The sequence below is a fragment of the Ligilactobacillus ruminis DSM 20403 = NBRC 102161 genome, from assembly GCF_900113455.1.
Taxonomy (GTDB): Bacteria; Bacillota; Bacilli; order Lactobacillales; family Lactobacillaceae; genus Ligilactobacillus; species Ligilactobacillus ruminis.
Genome location: NZ_FOPI01000036.1, coordinates 1 through 18,302, shown reverse-complemented (window position 1 = coordinate 18,302; position 18,302 = coordinate 1). Strand labels below are relative to the sequence as shown.

The following is an 18,302-nucleotide window of genomic DNA, read 5'->3' as shown; positions in this document are numbered from 1 at the left end:
ATCCGTCTATCCCTTTGCGAAGATCGGTCTTACCGCAAATGAGATAGATTTTCATATTATTTATATTTGGAAACATTTTGATCACGATACCAAAGATAGTTGTTCAAATTTTTGAGAATCTCTCTCGAAGCTCCGTTGTAGATTCGGATTTCAACATCTTCCGTAATAATTTTCGCAGCCATTTCCCTGACCGGTCGATATGTTTCTTTAGGGCTTAGGTCAACAAGGTTGACTTCCACGACGTCATCCAATTTCATATTTAAACCTCCGATATACTTGATGTTTAAAGCATACCAAGACATCGGAGGTTTATGAAGAACGCTTATTTAACGACCGCTTACGGAAAAATAATAGGTAAGTGCTATTTATAATTTTCCTGCACAAAAAAAACACGTCCCGCATTTCTGCGAAACGTGCTTTTTTCTTCATTAAGAATTATGCGTTAGCACCATTCTTCTTGATGATTTCTTCTTGGATAGCCTTTGGAACTGGTTCGTAGTGATCCATCGTCATTGTGAACGTACCACGACCTTGTGTTGCAGAACGCAATGTTGTTGCGTAACCGAACATTTCTGCCAAAGGAACGAATGCATTAACAACTTGTGCATTGCCGCGTGCTTCCATACCTTCAACGCGACCGCGACGAGCCGTAACGTGGCCCATAACGTCACCCAAGTTATCTTCCGGAGCAACGATTTCAACCTTCATGATTGGTTCAAGGATTACGGCGCCTGCCTTAGGAGCAGCGTTGCGCAATGCCAAGGATGCAGCAACCTTGAAAGCAGCTTCGGATGAATCGACTTCGTGGTAGCTACCATCATAGAGCTTAGCCTTAACGTCGATCAATGGGTAGCCTGCAAGGACACCATTTGCCATAGCTTCCTTCAAACCTTGTTCAACTGAAGGGATGTATTCACGAGGAACGACACCACCAACGATTGCGTTTTCGAATTCGAAGCCTGCACCTTCTTCGTTTGGCGTAAATTCGATCCAAACGTCACCGTATTGACCTTTACCACCGGATTGACGAACAAACTTACCTTGTGCGGAAACTTGTTGCGTAAATGTTTCACGGTAAGCAACTTGCGGTTCGCCGACCTTAGCTTCAACGTGGAATTCACGTTTCATACGGTCAACGATGATGTCCAAGTGCAATTCGCCCATGCCGGCAATCAATGTTTCGCCAGTTTCAGGGTTTGTTTCAGCCTTGAATGTCGGATCTTCTTCAGCAAGTTTTTGCAAAGCAACGTCCATCTTATCTTGGTCTGCCTTGGACTTAGGTTCAACGGAAACTTGGATAACAGGATCAGGGAATTCCATTGATTCAAGAATCAACGGATGCTTTGGATCCGTCAGAGAGTCACCTGTTGTCGTATCTTTCAAACCGATAGCAGCAGCGATGTCGCCAGAGAACACTTCTGGGATTTCCTTACGGTGGTTGGAGTGCATTTGGAGAAGACGACCAACACGTTCACGCTTGCCCTTTGTAGCATTCAATACGTATGAACCAGCTTCCAAAGTACCTGTGTAAACACGGAAGAATGTCAAACGACCAACGAACGGATCAGTTGCAATCTTGAATGCCAAACCTGCAAACGGCTTGTCATCATCGGCAATCAAATCTTCTTCTTCATCCGTATCTGCATTCGTAGCCTTGTATGGCTTAACGTCAAGAGGTGATGGAAGGTAGTCGTTGACACCGTCAAGCATCATTTGAACACCCTTGTTCTTGAAGGCAGAACCTGCAAATACAGGGTATACGTCCAAGCTGAGCGTTGCTTTACGGATAGCCGCCTTGATTTCTTCCTTTGAGATTTCTTCGCCGCCAAGATATTTTTCCATGATTTCGTCATCAACGTCAGCCAATGCTTCGATCATTTGATCACGGCGTTCTTCAGCTTCTGCTTTGTATTCTTCAGGAATATCAACAGTATCCCACTTTGAACCCAATTCGTCTTCGTCATAAAGGTCAGCCTTCATTTCAACCAAGTCGATAACACCTTCGAAGTTGTCTTCAGCACCGATTGGCATTTGAACAGGCAATGGGTTTGCTTGGAGACGATCCTTGATCGTGCTTACCGAGTAATCGAAGTTGGCACCGATCTTATCCATCTTGTTAACGAAAACGATACGTGGAACGCCGTATGTCGTAGCTTGACGCCAAACGTTTTCTGTTTGTGGTTCTACACCGGATTGAGCATCCAAAACAACTACGGCACCATCAAGAACACGGAGGGAACGTTCAACTTCGACAGTGAAGTCAACGTGTCCTGGGGTGTCGATGATGTTGATGCGGTGATCTTTCCATTGAGCCGTTGTAGCAGCTGATGTAATTGTAATACCACGTTCTTGTTCTTGTTCCATCCAGTCCATTTGTGAAGCGCCATCGTGTGTTTCACCAATTTTGTGAATCTTACCTGTGTAGTACAAGATACGTTCGGTTGTTGTCGTCTTACCAGCATCGATATGGGCAACAATACCGATATTACGTGTTTTTTCCAAAGGGAATTCACGCTTGTTTGCCATTTGAGATTTCTCTCCTTCCAATATTGATTAATTAAGGTTTCTCTCAAAAAAATGACTATCATAAGATTTGTATAAATCATATAATAGCCATTTCAAATTACCAACGATAATGTGCGAATGCGCGGTTGGCTTCAGCCATCTTATGTGTATCTTCGCGCTTCTTAACTGCTGCACCCGTATTGTTTGCAGCATCCATGATTTCGTTTGCCAAACGTTCTGGCATCGTGTGTTCGCCGCGTAAACGTGAGTAGTTTACCAACCAACGAAGACCCAATGTCGTACGACGATCAGGGCGAACTTCGATTGGAACCTGGTAGTTGGAACCGCCGACACGACGTGCCTTAACTTCCAATACAGGCATGATGTTCTTCATTGCTTCTTCAAAGACGTCCAATGGTTCATTACCTGTCTTTTCCTTAACAATATCAAATGCTTCGTATAAAATCTTTGATGCTGTCCCGCGCTTGCCGTCCAACATAAGACGGTTGATCAAACGTGTAACCAATTTTGAGTTATAAATTGGATCTGGAAGCACTTCGCGTTTTGAAACGCCACCTTTTCTTGGCATTACAACGACCTCCTCAAATTCTCGTAGTTTTCGTTAAATTAAATTCAGTGATTGATTATTTCTTCTTAGGTCTCTTTGCACCGTACTTGGAGCGGCTTTGCATACGGCCATCAACACCGGCAGTATCAAGAGCACCACGAACGATGTGGTAACGAACACCAGGCAAATCCTTTACACGACCGCCACGAATCAAAACAACGCTGTGTTCTTGCAAGTTGTGGCCGATACCTGGGATATAAGCCGTAACTTCGATCAAGTTGGACAAACGAACACGAGCGTACTTACGCAAAGCTGAGTTAGGCTTCTTTGGTGTCATCGTACCAACACGAGTAGCAACCCCACGTTTTTGAGGAGCAGGATTGTTTGTTTGAACTTTCTTGTAACTATTGTACCCAAAGTTTAAAGCTGGGGAATTAGATTTTGAACCTTTAGATTGACGACCTTTACGGACCAATTGGTTAATTGTAGGCATCTAAAGCTTCCTCCTTCCTGATTTCAGATTGATTTTTTAAGTACACACATCCAGGAGTTTCTTTTTTGCTTTTAAAAAAAGAACGTCCCGATGTACGCCTTGCTTTGTGCTAACTTGCTCACAGCCAGCACGATCTCGATTTCTCGAGAGAACTGTTCACATAAAGCACCTTGTATAGAGTACCACGCTTTTATGGCCAGTGTCAAATCTATTTTCAATTTTTTTCTTCATAAAGCAAATTTTTTTAAGCATTTTGCGACTTTAGTTATCGAGGTGATAATTTTGCTGTTGATTTTTCTGATTGCCTTTTTTATCGGCGCATCCCTTGCGTCCTTTGCCGGCTGCGTCGCCTGGCGTTTTGCAAACAACGTCCACCAAACGATTCCGCGTTCGTTTTGTGAAAATTGCAGACATGCGCTTTGCTTTTGGCAATTGATTCCAGTTGTCGGATACTTGCTTCAAGGCGGAAGGTGCGCATTTTGCAAGCATAAGATTCCTGGCCATGAGACGCTGATTGAAATTGTGTTCGGACTTTTTTGCGGAAAGATTTTTTTGCTTCATCCGGATTCCCCCAACCTGCTCACTCTGTTTCTTTCAGCCTGGCTGCTTTTTTTGGCCTGGACGGACGCCTTGAAGTTTTGCGTGCCGGCTGCTTCGCTTTATGGTGGCGGAGCGCTGCTTCTTTTATGCCGTATCGATGCTCTTGCGCAAAGAGATGCCATCGATTGGTGTTTTTTACTGTTGCTCTTTTGTTTGATGAAACTATTTGAACAAAAGCAAATGTTCGGAGCAGCAGATACTTTCGTCTGCTTGATTTTGAGCGTTCTTTTCGGCATTCAGAATTTTTGCTTCCTATTGTTTCTTTCGTGCTGTCTGATTATCCTTCATTATGCTTTTTTCCACCAAAAAATGCTGCCCTTCATCCCTTTTATCTTATGCTCGTACTTATTTTTCGGTTGTTTCTTCCCCCAGGTAATTAATGTATAATAATTTTGATTAATCTTTGGAGGAATCATTATGACGTACAGAATTTTGATTGACTGCGATCCGGGAATCGATGATGCCTGTGCTCTTTCGTGCGCACTGACGGATCCGGAAATATCTTTGGAATTGATTACGACTGTTGCCGGAAACGTTGCTGTCGACAAAACGACCAAAAATGCGCTGCGCCTGGTCGAATTTTTCAACAAAGACGTGCCTGTCGCTGCCGGAGCCAGGAAACCGCTGCTAAAACAACTTGAAGATGCTTCCGAAGTCCATGGCGAATCGGGCATCGATGGCTATGATTTTGGCGAACCTTCGATTAAGCCATTCTCAGATGATGCCGTTTCAATTTTGAAAGACAAGCTTTTGCATAGCAACGTTCCGCTGACGATCATTGCAACCGGTTCTTTCACCAACCTCGGTCTTTTGCTTTCGCTTTACCCCGAGGTCAAACCAAAAATCAAAGAGTTCATCTTGATGGGAGGATCTCTTGCCCAAGGAAACATGACAAGCGTTGCCGAGTTCAATGTTTTCACTGACCCGCATGCGGCCAGAATCGTTTTTTCATCAGGAATCAAGACAACCATGATTGGGCTTGACTGCACGCTGTCCGGAAGAATTTCCGATGAAACAAAAGATAAGATCAAGCTCTTGGGCAAAGCCGGAAACATGCTTGCCTCAATCATCGAACGCGACATCGATCATGATGAAACGGGCACTGCCATCCATGATTTGCAAACCATTTTTTATTTGCTGCATCCTGAAAGATTCACGGACAAAAAATTTTGGGTTGACGTTGTTTGTGAAGGACCCGCCATCGGCGCAACCGTTGCGGATATCAGAAAGGCATACCACGACAAGACAAACGTCAACGTTTGCCTTGATGTGGACACCGATGCATTCAACAAGTGGTTCCTGGAAGAAGTCGAAAAAAATATGCAGTAGCTTTTCGGCTCTGAATTTTTTATAATCAGATACAAAAAAACGACTGGAAAATTTCCAGTCGTTTTTCTTTTAATCTTCGCTGTTCAAATTGTTGGCTTTGGCAACATCTTCCAAGGTAGAAACGCCGTCATCTTTGAGTGAATAAACGCCGCTTGCAACTTTAGCAGGAGCATCTTCTTCAGGGACGATGTCACGATATTTCTTCATGCCAGTACCGGCAGGAATAATCTTACCGATAATGACGTTTTCCTTAAGGCCAACCAACGGATCGTTCTTGCCGCGGATTGCAGCATCCGTCAAGACACGAGTTGTTTCCTGGAATGAAGCAGCAGACAAGAAACTGTTTGTTTCCAAGGAAGCCTTCGTAATTCCAAGAAGAACGGGACGTGCCGTTGCCGGAATTCCGCCATTAACAAGTGTTTCAACGTTGTTGTCCTTGAAGTCGTTGAGATCAAGCAACGTACCAGGGAGCATGTTCGTGTTGCCAGGATCCATGATGCGAACTTTTCTGAGCATTTGACGAGCCATAACTTCGATATGCTTATCAGAAATTTCAACACCTTGCATACGGTAAACCTTTTGAACTTCACGCAAAATGTAGTTTTCGGTTGAAAGAACGTCACGAACCTTGATCAATTCCTTCGGATCGATTGAACCGACCGTCAACGGATCGCCACGGTGCACGCTGTCGCCTTCAGCAACCTTAAGCACGGCCGTAAACGGAATGTTGTACGTGCGTTCATCCGTATCGCCCTTGACCGTAACGACTTTCGTACGTTCTGCCGGATTTTCTTCAACGCTTTCGACGATACCAGTAACTTCAGTAATCGTCGCACGACCTTTAGGATTGCGTGCTTCAAAAATTTCCTGAACACGAGGAAGACCTTGCGTAATATCGTCACCGGCAACACCACCAGTGTGGAACGTACGCATCGTCAACTGAGTACCGGGTTCACCGATTGACTGAGCAGCCACTGTACCGACGGCTTCACCGACTTCAACTTCGTCGCCGGTGGCCATGTTGCGACCATAGCAATGTTCGCAGACACCGTGACGCGTGTTGCACGTGAAGGCAGAACGAATCGTAACTTGCTCTACACCTGCATCAACAACCTTTTGTGCAAGTTCTTCATCCATCATCACGTTGGCAGGAACGATGACTTCGCCTGTCTTAGGATCCTTGACGGACTTCATTGTGTAACGACCAAGAATACGATCATAGAGCGGTTCAATCATTTCGTTTCCTTCACGAATTGCAGTTACGTCAAGGCCGCGGTCCGTTCCGCAATCAGTTTCACGAATGATGACATCTTGAGCAACGTCAACAAGACGACGTGTCAAGTAACCGGAATCGGCAGTCTTCAGAGCCGTATCGGTCATACCCTTACGAGCACCGTGAGTCGAAATGAACATTTCCATCACTGACAAGCCTTCACGGAAGTTGGCAATAACAGGAAGTTCCATCGTCTTGCCGTTAGGAGCGGCCATCAAGCCACGCATGCCGGCAAGCTGCGTAAAGTTCGAGATGTTGCCACGAGCACCGGAATCACTCATCATTTGGATAGGGTTGGAAGGATCCATGTTTTCAATCAGTTTGGCTTGAATCTTATCTTTTGCTTCATTCCAAATAGCGATAACACGGTTGTAGCGTTCGTCTTCCGTAATCAAACCGCGGCGGAACTGTTTTGCGACGTTGGCAACTTCCTTGTGGGCATTGTCGATGATTTCAGGCTTTTCCTTCAAATCAGTAACGTCGGCAATTCCGACAGTCAAACCTGACTTCGTTGACTCGTAATAGCCCAAATCCTTCATTCTGTCCAAAAGTTCTGCAGTCGCCGTAACTTTGTAATCCTTGTAGACTTGCGCAATGATATCTGACAAGAAGCCTGATTTGAACGGTCCGACAAGTTCATGATTCTTCAAGTATTCATGAATGTCTTCGCCAGGTTCGAGGAAGTACTTGTCAGGAGTACCAACAGTCAAGTTTTCTTCAGAAGGTTCGTTCAAGTATGGAAAATCATCAGGCAAGATCTCATTGAAGATTGCCTTGCCGGCAGTCGTTACGAGGATGCGCCCTTTTTGGAAATCAGTAAACGGCTTGCCTGCTTCTGCCAATGAAGATGTCTGCAACCCGATCCGCGTATGCAAGTGAACATAGTTGTTTTGGTATGCGGTTCTGACTTCGTTGACGTCTTTGAAAATCATGCCTTCGCCTTCACGATTTGCTTCTTCAATCGTAATATAGTAGTTACCGATCGTCATATCCTGAGATGGCGAAATGATTGGCTTACCATCTTTAGGCGCCAAAATATGGTGAGCAGCAAGCATCAGCAAACGTGCTTCAGCCTGAGCTTCATCTGACAACGGAACGTGGATGGCCATTTGGTCACCATCAAAATCGGCGTTGTAAGCTTCGCAGGCAAGCGGATGAAGACGCATGGCTTTTCCGTCGACAAGCGTTGGCTCAAAGGCCTGAATTCCCAAACGGTGGAGCGTAGGGGCACGGTTCAACAGAACCGGATGTTCTTTGATAACGTCTTCCAAAACATCCCAGATGTCGTCGTCGCGTCGATCAATCTTTCGCTTGGCATTCTTAATGTTTGATGCCATTCCGCGTTTTACGAGCTCATGCATCATGAACGGCTTGAACAATTCAAGCGCCATTTCGTGAGGAATGCCCATTTGGTTAAGCTTCAGCTTAGGACCAACGTCGATAACAGAACGTCCTGAATAATCGACACGCTTACCAAGAAGGTTTTGACGGAAACGACCTTGTTTACCTTTAAGCATGTGCGACAATGACTTGAGGGGACGATTGCCGGGACCCGTAACGGGACGACCGCGACGACCGTTATCAATCAAAGCGTCGACAGCTTCCTGCAGCATGCGCTTTTCATTTTGAACAATGATGCCAGGTGCATGAAGTTCAAGCAGACGTTTCAAACGATTGTTACGGTTGATGACGCGACGATACAAATCGTTCAGATCAGAAGTAGCAAAACGTCCGCCTTCCAATTGAACCATTGGGCGAAGATCAGGCGGGATAACAGGAATCGCATCCATGACCATCCATTCAGGACTGTTGCCGGAGCTCAAAAATGCTTCCAAAATATCCAAACGACGTACGGCGCGTGTACGTTTTTGACCCGTAGCTTCTTTCAATTCTTCCTTAAGTTCTGCACATTCTTTTTCAAGATCAACATCTCGAAGCAAAGTGCGAATTGCTTCGGCACCCATTGCGGCCTTAAATGACTGACCGTATTCCTGGCGCTTTTCGCGATATTCGCCTTCGGTCATGAGTTGTTTCTTTTCAAGGGGCGAATCACCCGGATCAGTAACAACGTAAGAAGCAAAGTAGATTACTTCTTCAAGGGCGCGAGGACTCATGTCAAGCACAAGACCCATGCGACTTGGAATCCCTTTGAAATACCAAATGTGCGTTACCGGTGCTGCAAGTTCAATATGACCCATACGTTCACGACGAACTTTTGAACGAGTAACTTCAACGCCGCAACGATCGCAGACAATGCCCTTGTAGCTGACTTTCTTGTACTTGCCGCAAGCACATTCCCAGTCTTTTGTTGGTCCAAAAATTCGTTCATCGAACAGACCGTCTTTTTCTGGTTTCAACGTACGATAGTTGATTGTTTCAGGCTTCTTAACTTCACCGTAAGACCAGCTGCGGATCTTATCGGATGAAGCCAGACCTATTTGCATACTATCGAATTTATTGACATCGATCAAAGGACCGACCTCCCTTTTCCATAATTCTTAACTGATTATAATTCAGACTTTGTTTCTTCTTCAGTGTTTTCTGCTTCTTGCTTTTCTTCTTTTTCATGCGATAACTTGGCTAAAGCATCAACGTTGACGACCTCATCGTCTTCTTCGTCCATATCGCGCAATTCGATTTCTTGCTTTTTAGAATCAAGAACCTTCATATCAAGTCCCAATGCCTGCAATTCCTTTACAAGAACGCGGAATGATTCAGGAACGCCAGGTTGCGGAATTTGTTCGCCCTTAACGATAGCTTCATATGTCTTAACGCGTCCGACAACGTCATCAGACTTGTAAGTCAAGATTTCCTGCAACGTGTAGGCAGCACCGTACGCTTCAAGCGCCCAAACTTCCATTTCACCGAAACGCTGTCCACCAAATTGAGCTTTACCGCCAAGAGGTTGTTGCGTAACAAGTGAGTATGGTCCAATCGAACGTGCGTGAATCTTGTCATCGACCATGTGAGCCAGTTTCATGTAGTACATGACGCCGACGGCAATTCGGTTGTCAAACGGTTCACCGGTACGACCGTCATACAAGATCGACTTTCCATCAGAAGGAAGACCTGCTTCCTTCAAGGCATTCCAAATATCTTCATCACGAGCACCATCGAAAACAGGTGACGTTACGTGAATGCCAAGCTTGCGAGCAGCCATCCCCAAGTGAAGATCGAGTACCTGACCGATATTCATACGTGATGGAACGCCCATTGGCGAAAGCATGATATCGATTGGAGTGCCATCAGGCATAAACGGCATGTCTTCTTCAGGGATAACGACGGAAACCGTACCTTTGTTGCCGTGACGGCCGGCCATCTTGTCACCGACTTGAAGCTTGCGTTTTTGTGCAATATAAACACGAACCATCATATTTACGCCAGGTGCCAATTCGTCGCCTGCTTCACGAGTGAAGATTTTGACGTCTTGGACGATCCCGCCGCCGCCATGAGGAACGCGAAGAGAAGTATCACGTACTTCACGCGCCTTTTCGCCAAAGATTGCGTGTAAGAGGCGTTCTTCGGCTGAAAGCTCCGTCACACCTTTCGGAGTTACCTTGCCGACCAAAATGTCGCCATCCTTAACTTCGGCACCGACACGAATAATCCCGAATTCATCGAGGTTCTTCAATGCGTCTTCACCAACATTAGGAATTTCGCGAGTCATTTCTTCAGGTCCGAGTTTCGTATCACGCGCCTCTGATTCATGTTCTTCGATGTGAATCGACGTATAAACGTCTTCTTTAACCAAACGTTCATTGATTGCAATCGCATCTTCGAAGTTGTAGCCATCCCATGTCATGAAGGCGATCAGCGGATTTTGACCCAAGGCAAGTTCGCCTTGTTCCATTGAAGGACCATCTGCCAAAACTTCATCTGCATCAACGTGATCACCAACGCGAACAATCGGTGTCTGGTTATAGTTTTTGCCGCCGTTAGAGCGACGGAACTTCATCAACTTGTATGAATCAAGCGCTCCGTCTTCACGGCGAACCCTGATTTCTCTGGCATCTACATATTCAATCGTTCCGGCATGTTCTGCAATCAAAGCATCTCCGGAGTCATGAGCAGCCTTATATTCGATACCGGTACCGACAAGCGGTGCGTGCGGCTTAATCAAAGGAACCGCCTGACGCTGCATGTTGGCACCCATCAAAGCACGGTTGGAATCATCGTTTTCCAAGAAAGGAATACATGCCGTTGCAACAGCAACTACCTGCTTAGGCGAAACGTCCATGTAGTCAACCTTGTCAACTGAAATTTCAATGTTTTCATCCTTGCTGCGAGCCATAACGACCGGATCTACAAAAGAACCGTCATCATTAAGCGGAGAGTTGGCTTGCGCAACAACGTAATTATCTTCTTCATCGGCTGTCAGATAGTCAATCTTGTCCGTAACTTTGTGCGTATCCCATGAAACGCGACGATAAGGCGTTTCAACAAAGCCGTACTTGTTGACGTGAGCATATGTCGACAAACTGTTGATCAACCCGATGTTAGGACCTTCAGGCGTTTCGATCGGGCACATGCGACCATAGTGAGTATAGTGAACGTCACGAACTTCATATCCGGCACGGTCACGAGTCAAACCGCCAGGTCCCAGGGCTGACAAACGACGCTTATGCGTAAGTTCGCCGAGAGGATTCGTCTGATCCATGAACTGCGACAGCTGGGAACTTCCGAAGAATTCCTTGATTGAAGCTACGACAGGTCGAATATTGATCAACTGTTGCGGCGTAACCGTCGAGATATCTTGAATAGACATGCGTTCGCGAACGACGCGTTCCATTCTCGTCAAACCGATTCGGAATTGGTTTTGAAGCAATTCGCCAACGGAACGGATGCGACGGTTGCCCAAGTGGTCGATATCGTCAGTTGAGCCGAGACCTTCTTGCAAATTGAAGAAGTAGTTCATTGATGCCAAAATATCTGATGGCGTAATGTGCTTGTATTCCAAAGGAACGTTGCCGTTTCCGATCAAGTTGATGACTTCTTCAGGGTTGGTTTCCGAATAAACCTTGATGATTTGGAGCGTCATCGGTTCTTGAACAACGCCTTCTTCTGAAGGATGGAACGTGAACATCTTGAAATCGTCACGTTTCAAGTAAGGAGCAAGCTTTTCCATGATCGGTTTCGTAACGACTTCGCCGCTTTCGACGATAATCTCGCCCGTTTCAGGATCAGCCAGCGTTTCGGCCAAACGAGCGCCCAAAAGACGCGTCTTAAGGTCAAGCTTCTTATTAATCTTGTAACGACCGACTGCAGCAAGGTCATAGCGTTTCGGATCAAAGAAGCGCGCCGTCAGCAAGCTGCGTGAAGAATCAGCCGTCTTAGGTTCACCTGGACGCAAGCGTTCGTAGATATCCTTTAAGGATTCTTCAATGCGCGAATCTTCCGTATTCTTGTGAACGTCTTTTTCCAAAGTATTCATCAAGCAGTCGTTTTGCCCGAGAATTTCAATGATTTCAGAGTCCGTACCATACCCGAGCGCACGAACCAATTCCGTCAAAGGAATCTTGCGCGTCCTGTCGATACGCACGTATGAAATGTTTTTAGCATCCGTTTCATATTCAAGCCATGCGCCACGGTTAGGAATAACCGTCGTGCCGTATGTTTCACGACCGTTCTTATCCATTTCAGAGTTAAAGTAAACGCCTGGAGAACGAACAAGCTGAGAAACGATAACACGCTCTGCACCGTTGATAATGAATGTGCCTTGCTTCGTCATCAGTGGGAAATCACCGAAAAATACGTCTTGAGACTTGATTTCGCCGGTCTCCTTGTTAATCAAACGCAATGTTACGTGCAAAGGAGCTGAGTAGTTAGCATCATGCTCACGAGCCTCATCAACCGTATACTTAGGTTCCAATAATTGATAGTTTACGAATTCAAGCGACAATTTGCCGGCAAAGTCTTCGATTGGCATAATTTCCTCAAACATTTCGCGAAGTCCTTCATCCAAGAACCACTTGTATGAATCCGTCTGGATCTCAATCAAGTTTGGCAATTCAAGAACTTCTTTAATTCGAGAATAACTTCTGCGCACACGGTGCTTGCCATATTTTACTAAATGTCCTGCCAAGTTGTTCACCTCTCCAAAAATTTGCTGTGAAATTAAACGCCATTGAAATATTACATTTGTGTTACAAATGATCTTTTTTCAATTTTCTGCATGAATTTTGGCAAAAAAAAACCAAAAACAGTTCTGTTTAACTTGAATAAACCTCACTATTTTTGCTTCTTCTTTTGCTCAACATGGACAATATATCACATTGAGCATCTAAATTCACAGTTTTATGCATTTACATATTTTAACAACAAGCCAACAGATTGTCAAGCATTCAGCCAAAACATCTGACGACTGCCAACGAAATAATTCCCACAACCACGACGACCATCAAACTTTTTGAAACGGCTGCTGCCAAAACAGTCGGTAGCGTATCGGTTACTCCCGTCTTGACGTCAAGTTCATCATTCACGCAAACCACCCCCGTAGTGTATTGTTTACAACAATACACCAATATTCGGGCGATTTCCACAATTTTTTGAAAACACCGTCGATTTGTCAAAAAAGGGCTGAGAAAAAACTCTGTCTCAAATTGAAAAACCGGATCAGATTTGCAATCATTTGCAAATCTGATCCGGTTTTTCGAATGCATGACGCTTGCTATGATGGAAATAACCCAAAATAGTTTGGCTGTAAATTCGACTGTGAGCTTGACGCGCTGATTTGTCAGACGCTGCATTTGGCAAAAGCTCTGCCGTTTACGGACACATTGATGAAAATTGACGATTTGTCCGTAAATTTGAGTGAGATCTTGGATAAATAAGTTGAGCAGCACTGCGACTTGCTATTTGGCAGTCTGTTTTTTAACGGCTGCTTTTTTTTCGCTGTCTTCTTTAGGCGTATTGACCGTCAAAGTAATTTTGCCCTTTTTGGCACCAATCGTGACCGTGTCTCCGATCTGAATCTTTCCTTGAAGCAATGCGTCACTCAAAAGATCCTCAACTTCGGTCTGCAACGCCCGTCTGATCGGTCGAGCACCATATTCGGGATCAAAGCCGGCTTTTGCGACGACTTCGATTGCCGCAGGAGTAACCTTGAGCTTGACCTTTTGCTCATCAATTCGTTTAATGACGTTTTTTGCCATCAACTTGACGATTTGGTGCAGCTCATCTTTTTCGAGTGAATGGAAGATGACGATTTCGTCAATTCTGTTTAAGAATTCAGGCCTGAAATGCTTCTTCAGCGATTCTCTGATTTTGGAAGACATTGCCTCATAATCATTTGAGAGATCGGTTGCACCGAATCCGACCGATTTTTCGTCACGTAATGCCGTTGCGCCAAGGTTAGACGTCATAATAATGATCGTGTTCCTGAAATTGACCTTTCGTCCTTTTGAATCCGTCAAATAGCCGTCATCCAACACTTGAAGCAAGATGTTGAAAACATCCGGATGGGCTTTTTCGACTTCATCAAGCAAAACGACCGAATAAGGCTTGTTGCGGACCTTTTCCGTCAGCTGTCCGCCTTCATCGTACCCGACGTATCCCGGAGGAGCCCCGATCAAACGACTGGTTGAATATTTCTCCATATATTCGCTCATATCGATTCTGATCATGGCGTCTTCCGAACCAAACATTGCTTCTGCCAAAGCCTTGGCAAGCTCGGTCTTTCCGACGCCTGTTGGTCCAAGAAACATGAATGACCCGATTGGGCGAGTCGGATCAGACAAACCGCTTCTTGCACGTCTGATTGCTTTCGACACGGCCTTGATAGCTTCATCTTGACCGACAACGCGCTTATGCAGAATTTTTTCCAAATTGATCAAACGTTCGCTTTCTGTTTTTGTCAGCTGCGTAACGGGCACTCCCGTCCACTCGGAAACGACCGTCGCAACGTCTTCTGCTGAAACAATTCCGGCGTACTCCTTCTTTTCGTCTTTTTTGCGCTTGGCTTCTTCGATTTTGGCAATCTTTTCTTTTGTCTTCAACGCCTGGTTGCGCAATTTTGCCGCCTCTTCAAATTTTTCGTCAAGCAATGCCTGCTCTTGTTTCTTGGCGATTTCGGACAATTCTTTGTTCAAATCCAGCAGCTTGACGTTTTTTCCTGCTTTAACGATTCGCAAACGTGCTGCCGCCTCATCCATCAAATCAATTGCCTTATCGGGCAAAAAGCGTTTCGTAATATAGCGACTGCTTAAGTGTACGGCTTCTTCCAAGGCCTCATCCGAAATTTTTACCTTATGGTGTTCTTCGTAGCGCGGACGAACTCCTTTCAAAATTTCCAATGCCGCCTCTTGGCTCGGTTCTTCAACGACAACGGTCGCAAAACGCCGTTCCAAGGCAGGATCTGATTCAACATACTTTTGATATTCATCAAGCGTCGTCGCTCCGATGACCTGCACTTCTCCTCTTGCAAGCGCAGGCTTTAAAATATTGGATGCGTCGATTGCTCCCTCAGCACCACCCGCACCAATGAGCGTGTGCATCTCATCAATAAATAAAATGACGTTTCCACCGTTGTAAACTTCTTCGAGAATCTTTTTCAAGCGATCTTCGAATTCGCCGCGATATTTAGTGCCGGCAACAAGCGATCCCATATCAAGCATCATCAAACGATCATTAAGCAAGTTTTCGGGAACGCAACCTTCGACGATGGCTTGTGCCAAGCCCTCAACAACCGCCGTTTTGCCAACGCCGGGTTCGCCTAAAAGAACCGGATTGTTTTTTGTCCTGCGACTCAAAATCTGGATAATCCGATTGACTTCTTTTTCGCGTCCGATTACGGGATCAATCATATTTTCAGCAGCCATCTCGGTCATGTCGCGACCAAGCTCGTCCAAGGTCGGCGTTTTTGATTTTCCTTGCTGTTCCTCAGCTTTTTTTGTCACGCGACGCAATTGACTTTGACTGATGCCGAGCTTGCGCAAAAGAATTTGTCGAAGTTTTTTGCAATCCACATGCAGACTGGTTAAAATTCGAGACGAAAGGATGTCCTCATCGCTCAACAATGCTAACAGAAAATGTTCGGTCCCGATTCTGACGGCCCCAGTCAAAAATGCCTGTTTCCTGGTTTCGTCCAAAACGGCCTTGGCCTTTGGAGAATACGGCAAATAGTTGCTTGGCGACTGACGCAGCAAATTGCCGTACCCGGCTAAGCGTTCGATTTCTCGACGAACATCGCCTGGCGTCACCATCGCTTGTTTTAAGACCTGACCTGCCACGCCTTTGTCTTCGATCGTCAATGCCAAGAGCAAGTGTTCGGTCCCGATTGCCTGATGTCTGAAATAATTTGCCTGTTCCTGCGCAATCGCCATTACGCGTTTTGCGCTGTCAGTATATAAATCATCCATGGAATTACCTTCCTTCTTTAGTATTGTCAGTCAGCACACTTCAGCCTGTTGATAACGCTCTTTAAAATACGTGCGCGCACGATATCCTCGATCTCATGGTCGCTGAAGGCCAAAACATTGCGATTAAACGTGCTTAAAATAAGATTTGCTTCTCTTCTGTTCAAAAAATGATTCTCATACAGAGCTTGAACCACCTTGAAAGCATCCGTTTCCGTTATCGATTCTCCGGTATATTCGATTAATTCATTTAAATATTCCGCATCATCGACCAAATCAACTTTCTCAATCCTGATGTATCCTCCGCCTCCGCGCTTGCTTTCAACCAAATAACCATTTTGAACCGTAAAACGCGTTTTGATTACATAGTTGATTTGTGACGGAACGCAGTCAAATTGCTGAGCTATTTCCGAACGCTTAATTTCAATTGAAGGCGACTCTTTTAAGATGCTTTTCAAATATTGCTCAATTATATCAGAAATATTCCGATTCTGCATATTCTACCACCTTTCTTCGCGTTTTGACTATGTTTGACTATTATTATAGACGCGTCAGGTGTCATTTTGCAATCAATATCCCTCGTTAGTCGCATGAAAACACGTTTTGATCTCGCAATTGCAGGCATTTTTCAACCTGTGATAACTACAATTAATTATAGTCTTTTCGGACCATTTTTGCACCATGATTTATAATGCGAGACGAGCAGCAATCAATCTCAACTATTGAAAAATACAGGGCTTCTACAAAATTAAGAAACAAAAAAATTTCTTTGTCTGAACCATGGGTATGCTAGTGAATCAAACAAGCTTATAATTAAAAATCCAGGATGCGATTTATATAATCTTTGCATCCTGGACACTATCGCAACAATCGTTGTTGCAAACCGTTTTACTCAAATCGGGAAAACAGGATTTGAACCTGCGACCCCCACGTCCCGAACGTGGTGCTCTACCAAGCTGAGCTATTTCCCGGTAACCATAATCTATTATAGTATTTTAAAACTGATTTTGCACTATATTTATCGCAAAATATTAAAAAAATAGAACACTCGCAATCAATCAGTTTAATGATCGATTACAAAAAAAGGTCGGCATAAATCCAGCCACGATCTATTTAAATCGGGAAAACAGGATTCGAACCTGCGACCCCCTGGTCCCAAACCAGGTGCTCTACCAAACTGAGCTATTTCCCGATAACCGGTCAATCAAATTATGACCACTAAAAAATGCACCCAGTAGGAGTCGAACCTACAACCTTCTGATTCGTAGTCAGACACTCTATCCAGTTGCGCTATGGGTGCATATCAATATATTAAATTATATAATGCCGAGGACCGGGATCGAACCGGTACGGTAATCACTTACCGCAGGATTTTAAGTCCTGTGCGTCTGCCAATTCCGCCACCCCGGCATATTCTTTGATGAACTGGCATAAGCGGAAGACGGGATTCGAACCCGCGACCCCCACCATGGCAAGGTGATGTTCTACCACTGAACTACTTCCGCATTCTGGTGCCGACTAGAGGATTCGAACCTCCGACCCTCTGATTACAAATCAGATGCTCTGCCAGCTGAGCTAAGTCGGCATAATAAATAAAATGGTGCGGGTGAAGGGACTTGAACCCCCACGTCAAAAGACACTAGAACCTAAATCTAGCGCGTCTGCCAATTCCGCCACACCCGCAAAACCGACTATGAGTCGTGACAGGCTCGAACTGTCGACCCTCTGATTAAAAGTCAGATGCTCTACCGACTGAGCTAACGACTCATAAATGGAGGATACAGGGCTCGAACCTGTGACCCTCTGCTTGTAAGGCAGACGCTCTCCCAACTGAGCTAATCCTCCGCATGGCAACGTCCTACCCTCACAGGGGGCGATCCCCCAACTACTCTCGGCGCTATGGAGCTTGACTTCTGTGTTCGGAATGGGAACAGGTATATCCTCCATGCCATCATCACCACACTATTTTCCTTGAGAAAACCTTGTTCTCTCAAAACTAGACAATATTCACTTCTCTTTTCAAGAACTTGCGTTTTTTTGGTTAAGTCCTCGACCGATTAGTAATGGTCCGCTCCATGCGTCGCCGCACTTCCACTTCCATCCTATCTACCTGATCATCTCTCAGGGGTCTTAACTCCATAAAGGAGTGGGAAATCTTATCTCGAGGTGAGTTTCGCACTT

At 45.2% G+C, this 18,302-nt stretch carries 11 protein-coding genes, 9 tRNA genes and 2 rRNA genes; 2 read left to right on the top strand and 20 right to left on the bottom strand.

The genetic code is table 11. The features are described from left to right. Positions 1-56 precede the first annotated feature (56 nt). The 4 genes from BMZ95_RS09295 to rpsL all read right to left on the bottom strand — a co-directional run bounded on the left by BMZ95_RS09295 (position 57) and on the right by rpsL (position 3,566). A complete protein-coding gene (locus BMZ95_RS09295; protein WP_014073217.1) occupies positions 57-257 on the bottom strand; it encodes a hypothetical protein in 201 nt (66 codons plus the stop codon). Between the two features lie 178 nt (positions 258-435). Next, on the bottom strand, positions 436-2,526 hold the full coding sequence (gene fusA, locus BMZ95_RS09290; protein ID WP_014072856.1) for an elongation factor G: 2,091 nt from the start codon (positions 2,524-2,526) through the stop codon (positions 436-438). A 97-nt stretch (positions 2,527-2,623) separates the two neighbouring features. Beyond that, positions 2,624-3,094: a 30S ribosomal protein S7 gene (gene rpsG, locus BMZ95_RS09285; protein ID WP_003692838.1), complete on the bottom strand. Its 471-nt coding sequence runs from the start codon at positions 3,092-3,094 to the stop codon at positions 2,624-2,626. A gap of 55 nt (positions 3,095-3,149) precedes the next feature. After that, entirely contained in the window at positions 3,150-3,566 is a 417-nt protein-coding gene (rpsL, locus tag BMZ95_RS09280; protein WP_003692835.1) for a 30S ribosomal protein S12, read from the bottom strand. Positions 3,567-3,656: 90 nt separating this feature from the next. Between rpsL and BMZ95_RS09275 the strand changes: the two genes are divergently transcribed. Further along, positions 3,657-4,553, top strand: coding sequence for a prepilin peptidase (locus tag BMZ95_RS09275; protein WP_225354929.1), 897 nt, complete (start codon positions 3,657-3,659; stop codon positions 4,551-4,553). Between the two features lie 30 nt (positions 4,554-4,583). Next, on the top strand, positions 4,584-5,495 hold the full coding sequence (gene rihC / locus BMZ95_RS09270; RefSeq protein ID WP_014072854.1) for a ribonucleoside hydrolase RihC: 912 nt from the start codon (positions 4,584-4,586) through the stop codon (positions 5,493-5,495). 69 nt (positions 5,496-5,564) lie between these two features. On the opposite strand, the gene rpoC is transcribed toward rihC, so the two are convergent. The 16 genes from rpoC to BMZ95_RS09195 all read right to left on the bottom strand — a co-directional run. Beyond that, entirely contained in the window at positions 5,565-9,239 is a 3,675-nt protein-coding gene (gene rpoC, locus BMZ95_RS09265; protein ID WP_041819799.1) for a DNA-directed RNA polymerase subunit beta', read from the bottom strand. A gap of 35 nt (positions 9,240-9,274) precedes the next feature. Continuing rightward, a complete protein-coding gene (rpoB, locus tag BMZ95_RS09260) occupies positions 9,275-12,859 on the bottom strand; it encodes a DNA-directed RNA polymerase subunit beta (RefSeq protein ID WP_143455002.1) in 3,585 nt (1,194 codons plus the stop codon). 250 nt (positions 12,860-13,109) lie between these two features. Next, positions 13,110-13,247, bottom strand: a complete 138-nt coding sequence (locus tag BMZ95_RS11305) for a hypothetical protein (protein ID WP_164477224.1) — start codon at positions 13,245-13,247, stop codon at positions 13,110-13,112. A gap of 372 nt (positions 13,248-13,619) precedes the next feature. Further along, positions 13,620-16,124 (bottom strand): ATP-dependent Clp protease ATP-binding subunit, encoded by a 2,505-nt coding sequence (locus tag BMZ95_RS09255; RefSeq protein ID WP_046922863.1) that lies wholly within the window; start codon positions 16,122-16,124, stop codon positions 13,620-13,622. Between the two features lie 26 nt (positions 16,125-16,150). After that, a complete protein-coding gene (locus tag BMZ95_RS09250) occupies positions 16,151-16,618 on the bottom strand; it encodes a CtsR family transcriptional regulator (RefSeq protein WP_003692821.1) in 468 nt (155 codons plus the stop codon). Between the two features lie 400 nt (positions 16,619-17,018). Beyond that, positions 17,019-17,092, bottom strand: a tRNA-Pro gene (locus BMZ95_RS09245). A 147-nt stretch (positions 17,093-17,239) separates the two neighbouring features. After that, positions 17,240-17,313 (bottom strand) — tRNA-Pro (locus BMZ95_RS09240). A 34-nt stretch (positions 17,314-17,347) separates the two neighbouring features. Then, positions 17,348-17,421: transfer RNA gene (locus tag BMZ95_RS09235), tRNA-Arg, on the bottom strand. A gap of 24 nt (positions 17,422-17,445) precedes the next feature. Then, a tRNA-Leu gene (locus BMZ95_RS09230) sits at positions 17,446-17,531 on the bottom strand. A 23-nt stretch (positions 17,532-17,554) separates the two neighbouring features. Next, a tRNA-Gly gene (locus BMZ95_RS09225) sits at positions 17,555-17,626 on the bottom strand. A gap of 4 nt (positions 17,627-17,630) precedes the next feature. Beyond that, a tRNA-Thr gene (locus BMZ95_RS09220) sits at positions 17,631-17,706 on the bottom strand. Between the two features lie 13 nt (positions 17,707-17,719). Further along, a tRNA-Leu gene (locus BMZ95_RS09215) sits at positions 17,720-17,804 on the bottom strand. A gap of 11 nt (positions 17,805-17,815) precedes the next feature. Further along, positions 17,816-17,888, bottom strand: a tRNA-Lys gene (locus BMZ95_RS09210). 5 nt (positions 17,889-17,893) lie between these two features. Continuing rightward, positions 17,894-17,966 (bottom strand) — tRNA-Val (locus tag BMZ95_RS09205). Continuing rightward, positions 17,967-18,083: ribosomal RNA gene (gene rrf / locus BMZ95_RS09200) — 5S ribosomal RNA — on the bottom strand. Positions 18,084-18,158: 75 nt separating this feature from the next. Beyond that, a 23S ribosomal RNA gene (locus BMZ95_RS09195) occupies positions 18,159-18,302 on the bottom strand; the annotation flags it as partial.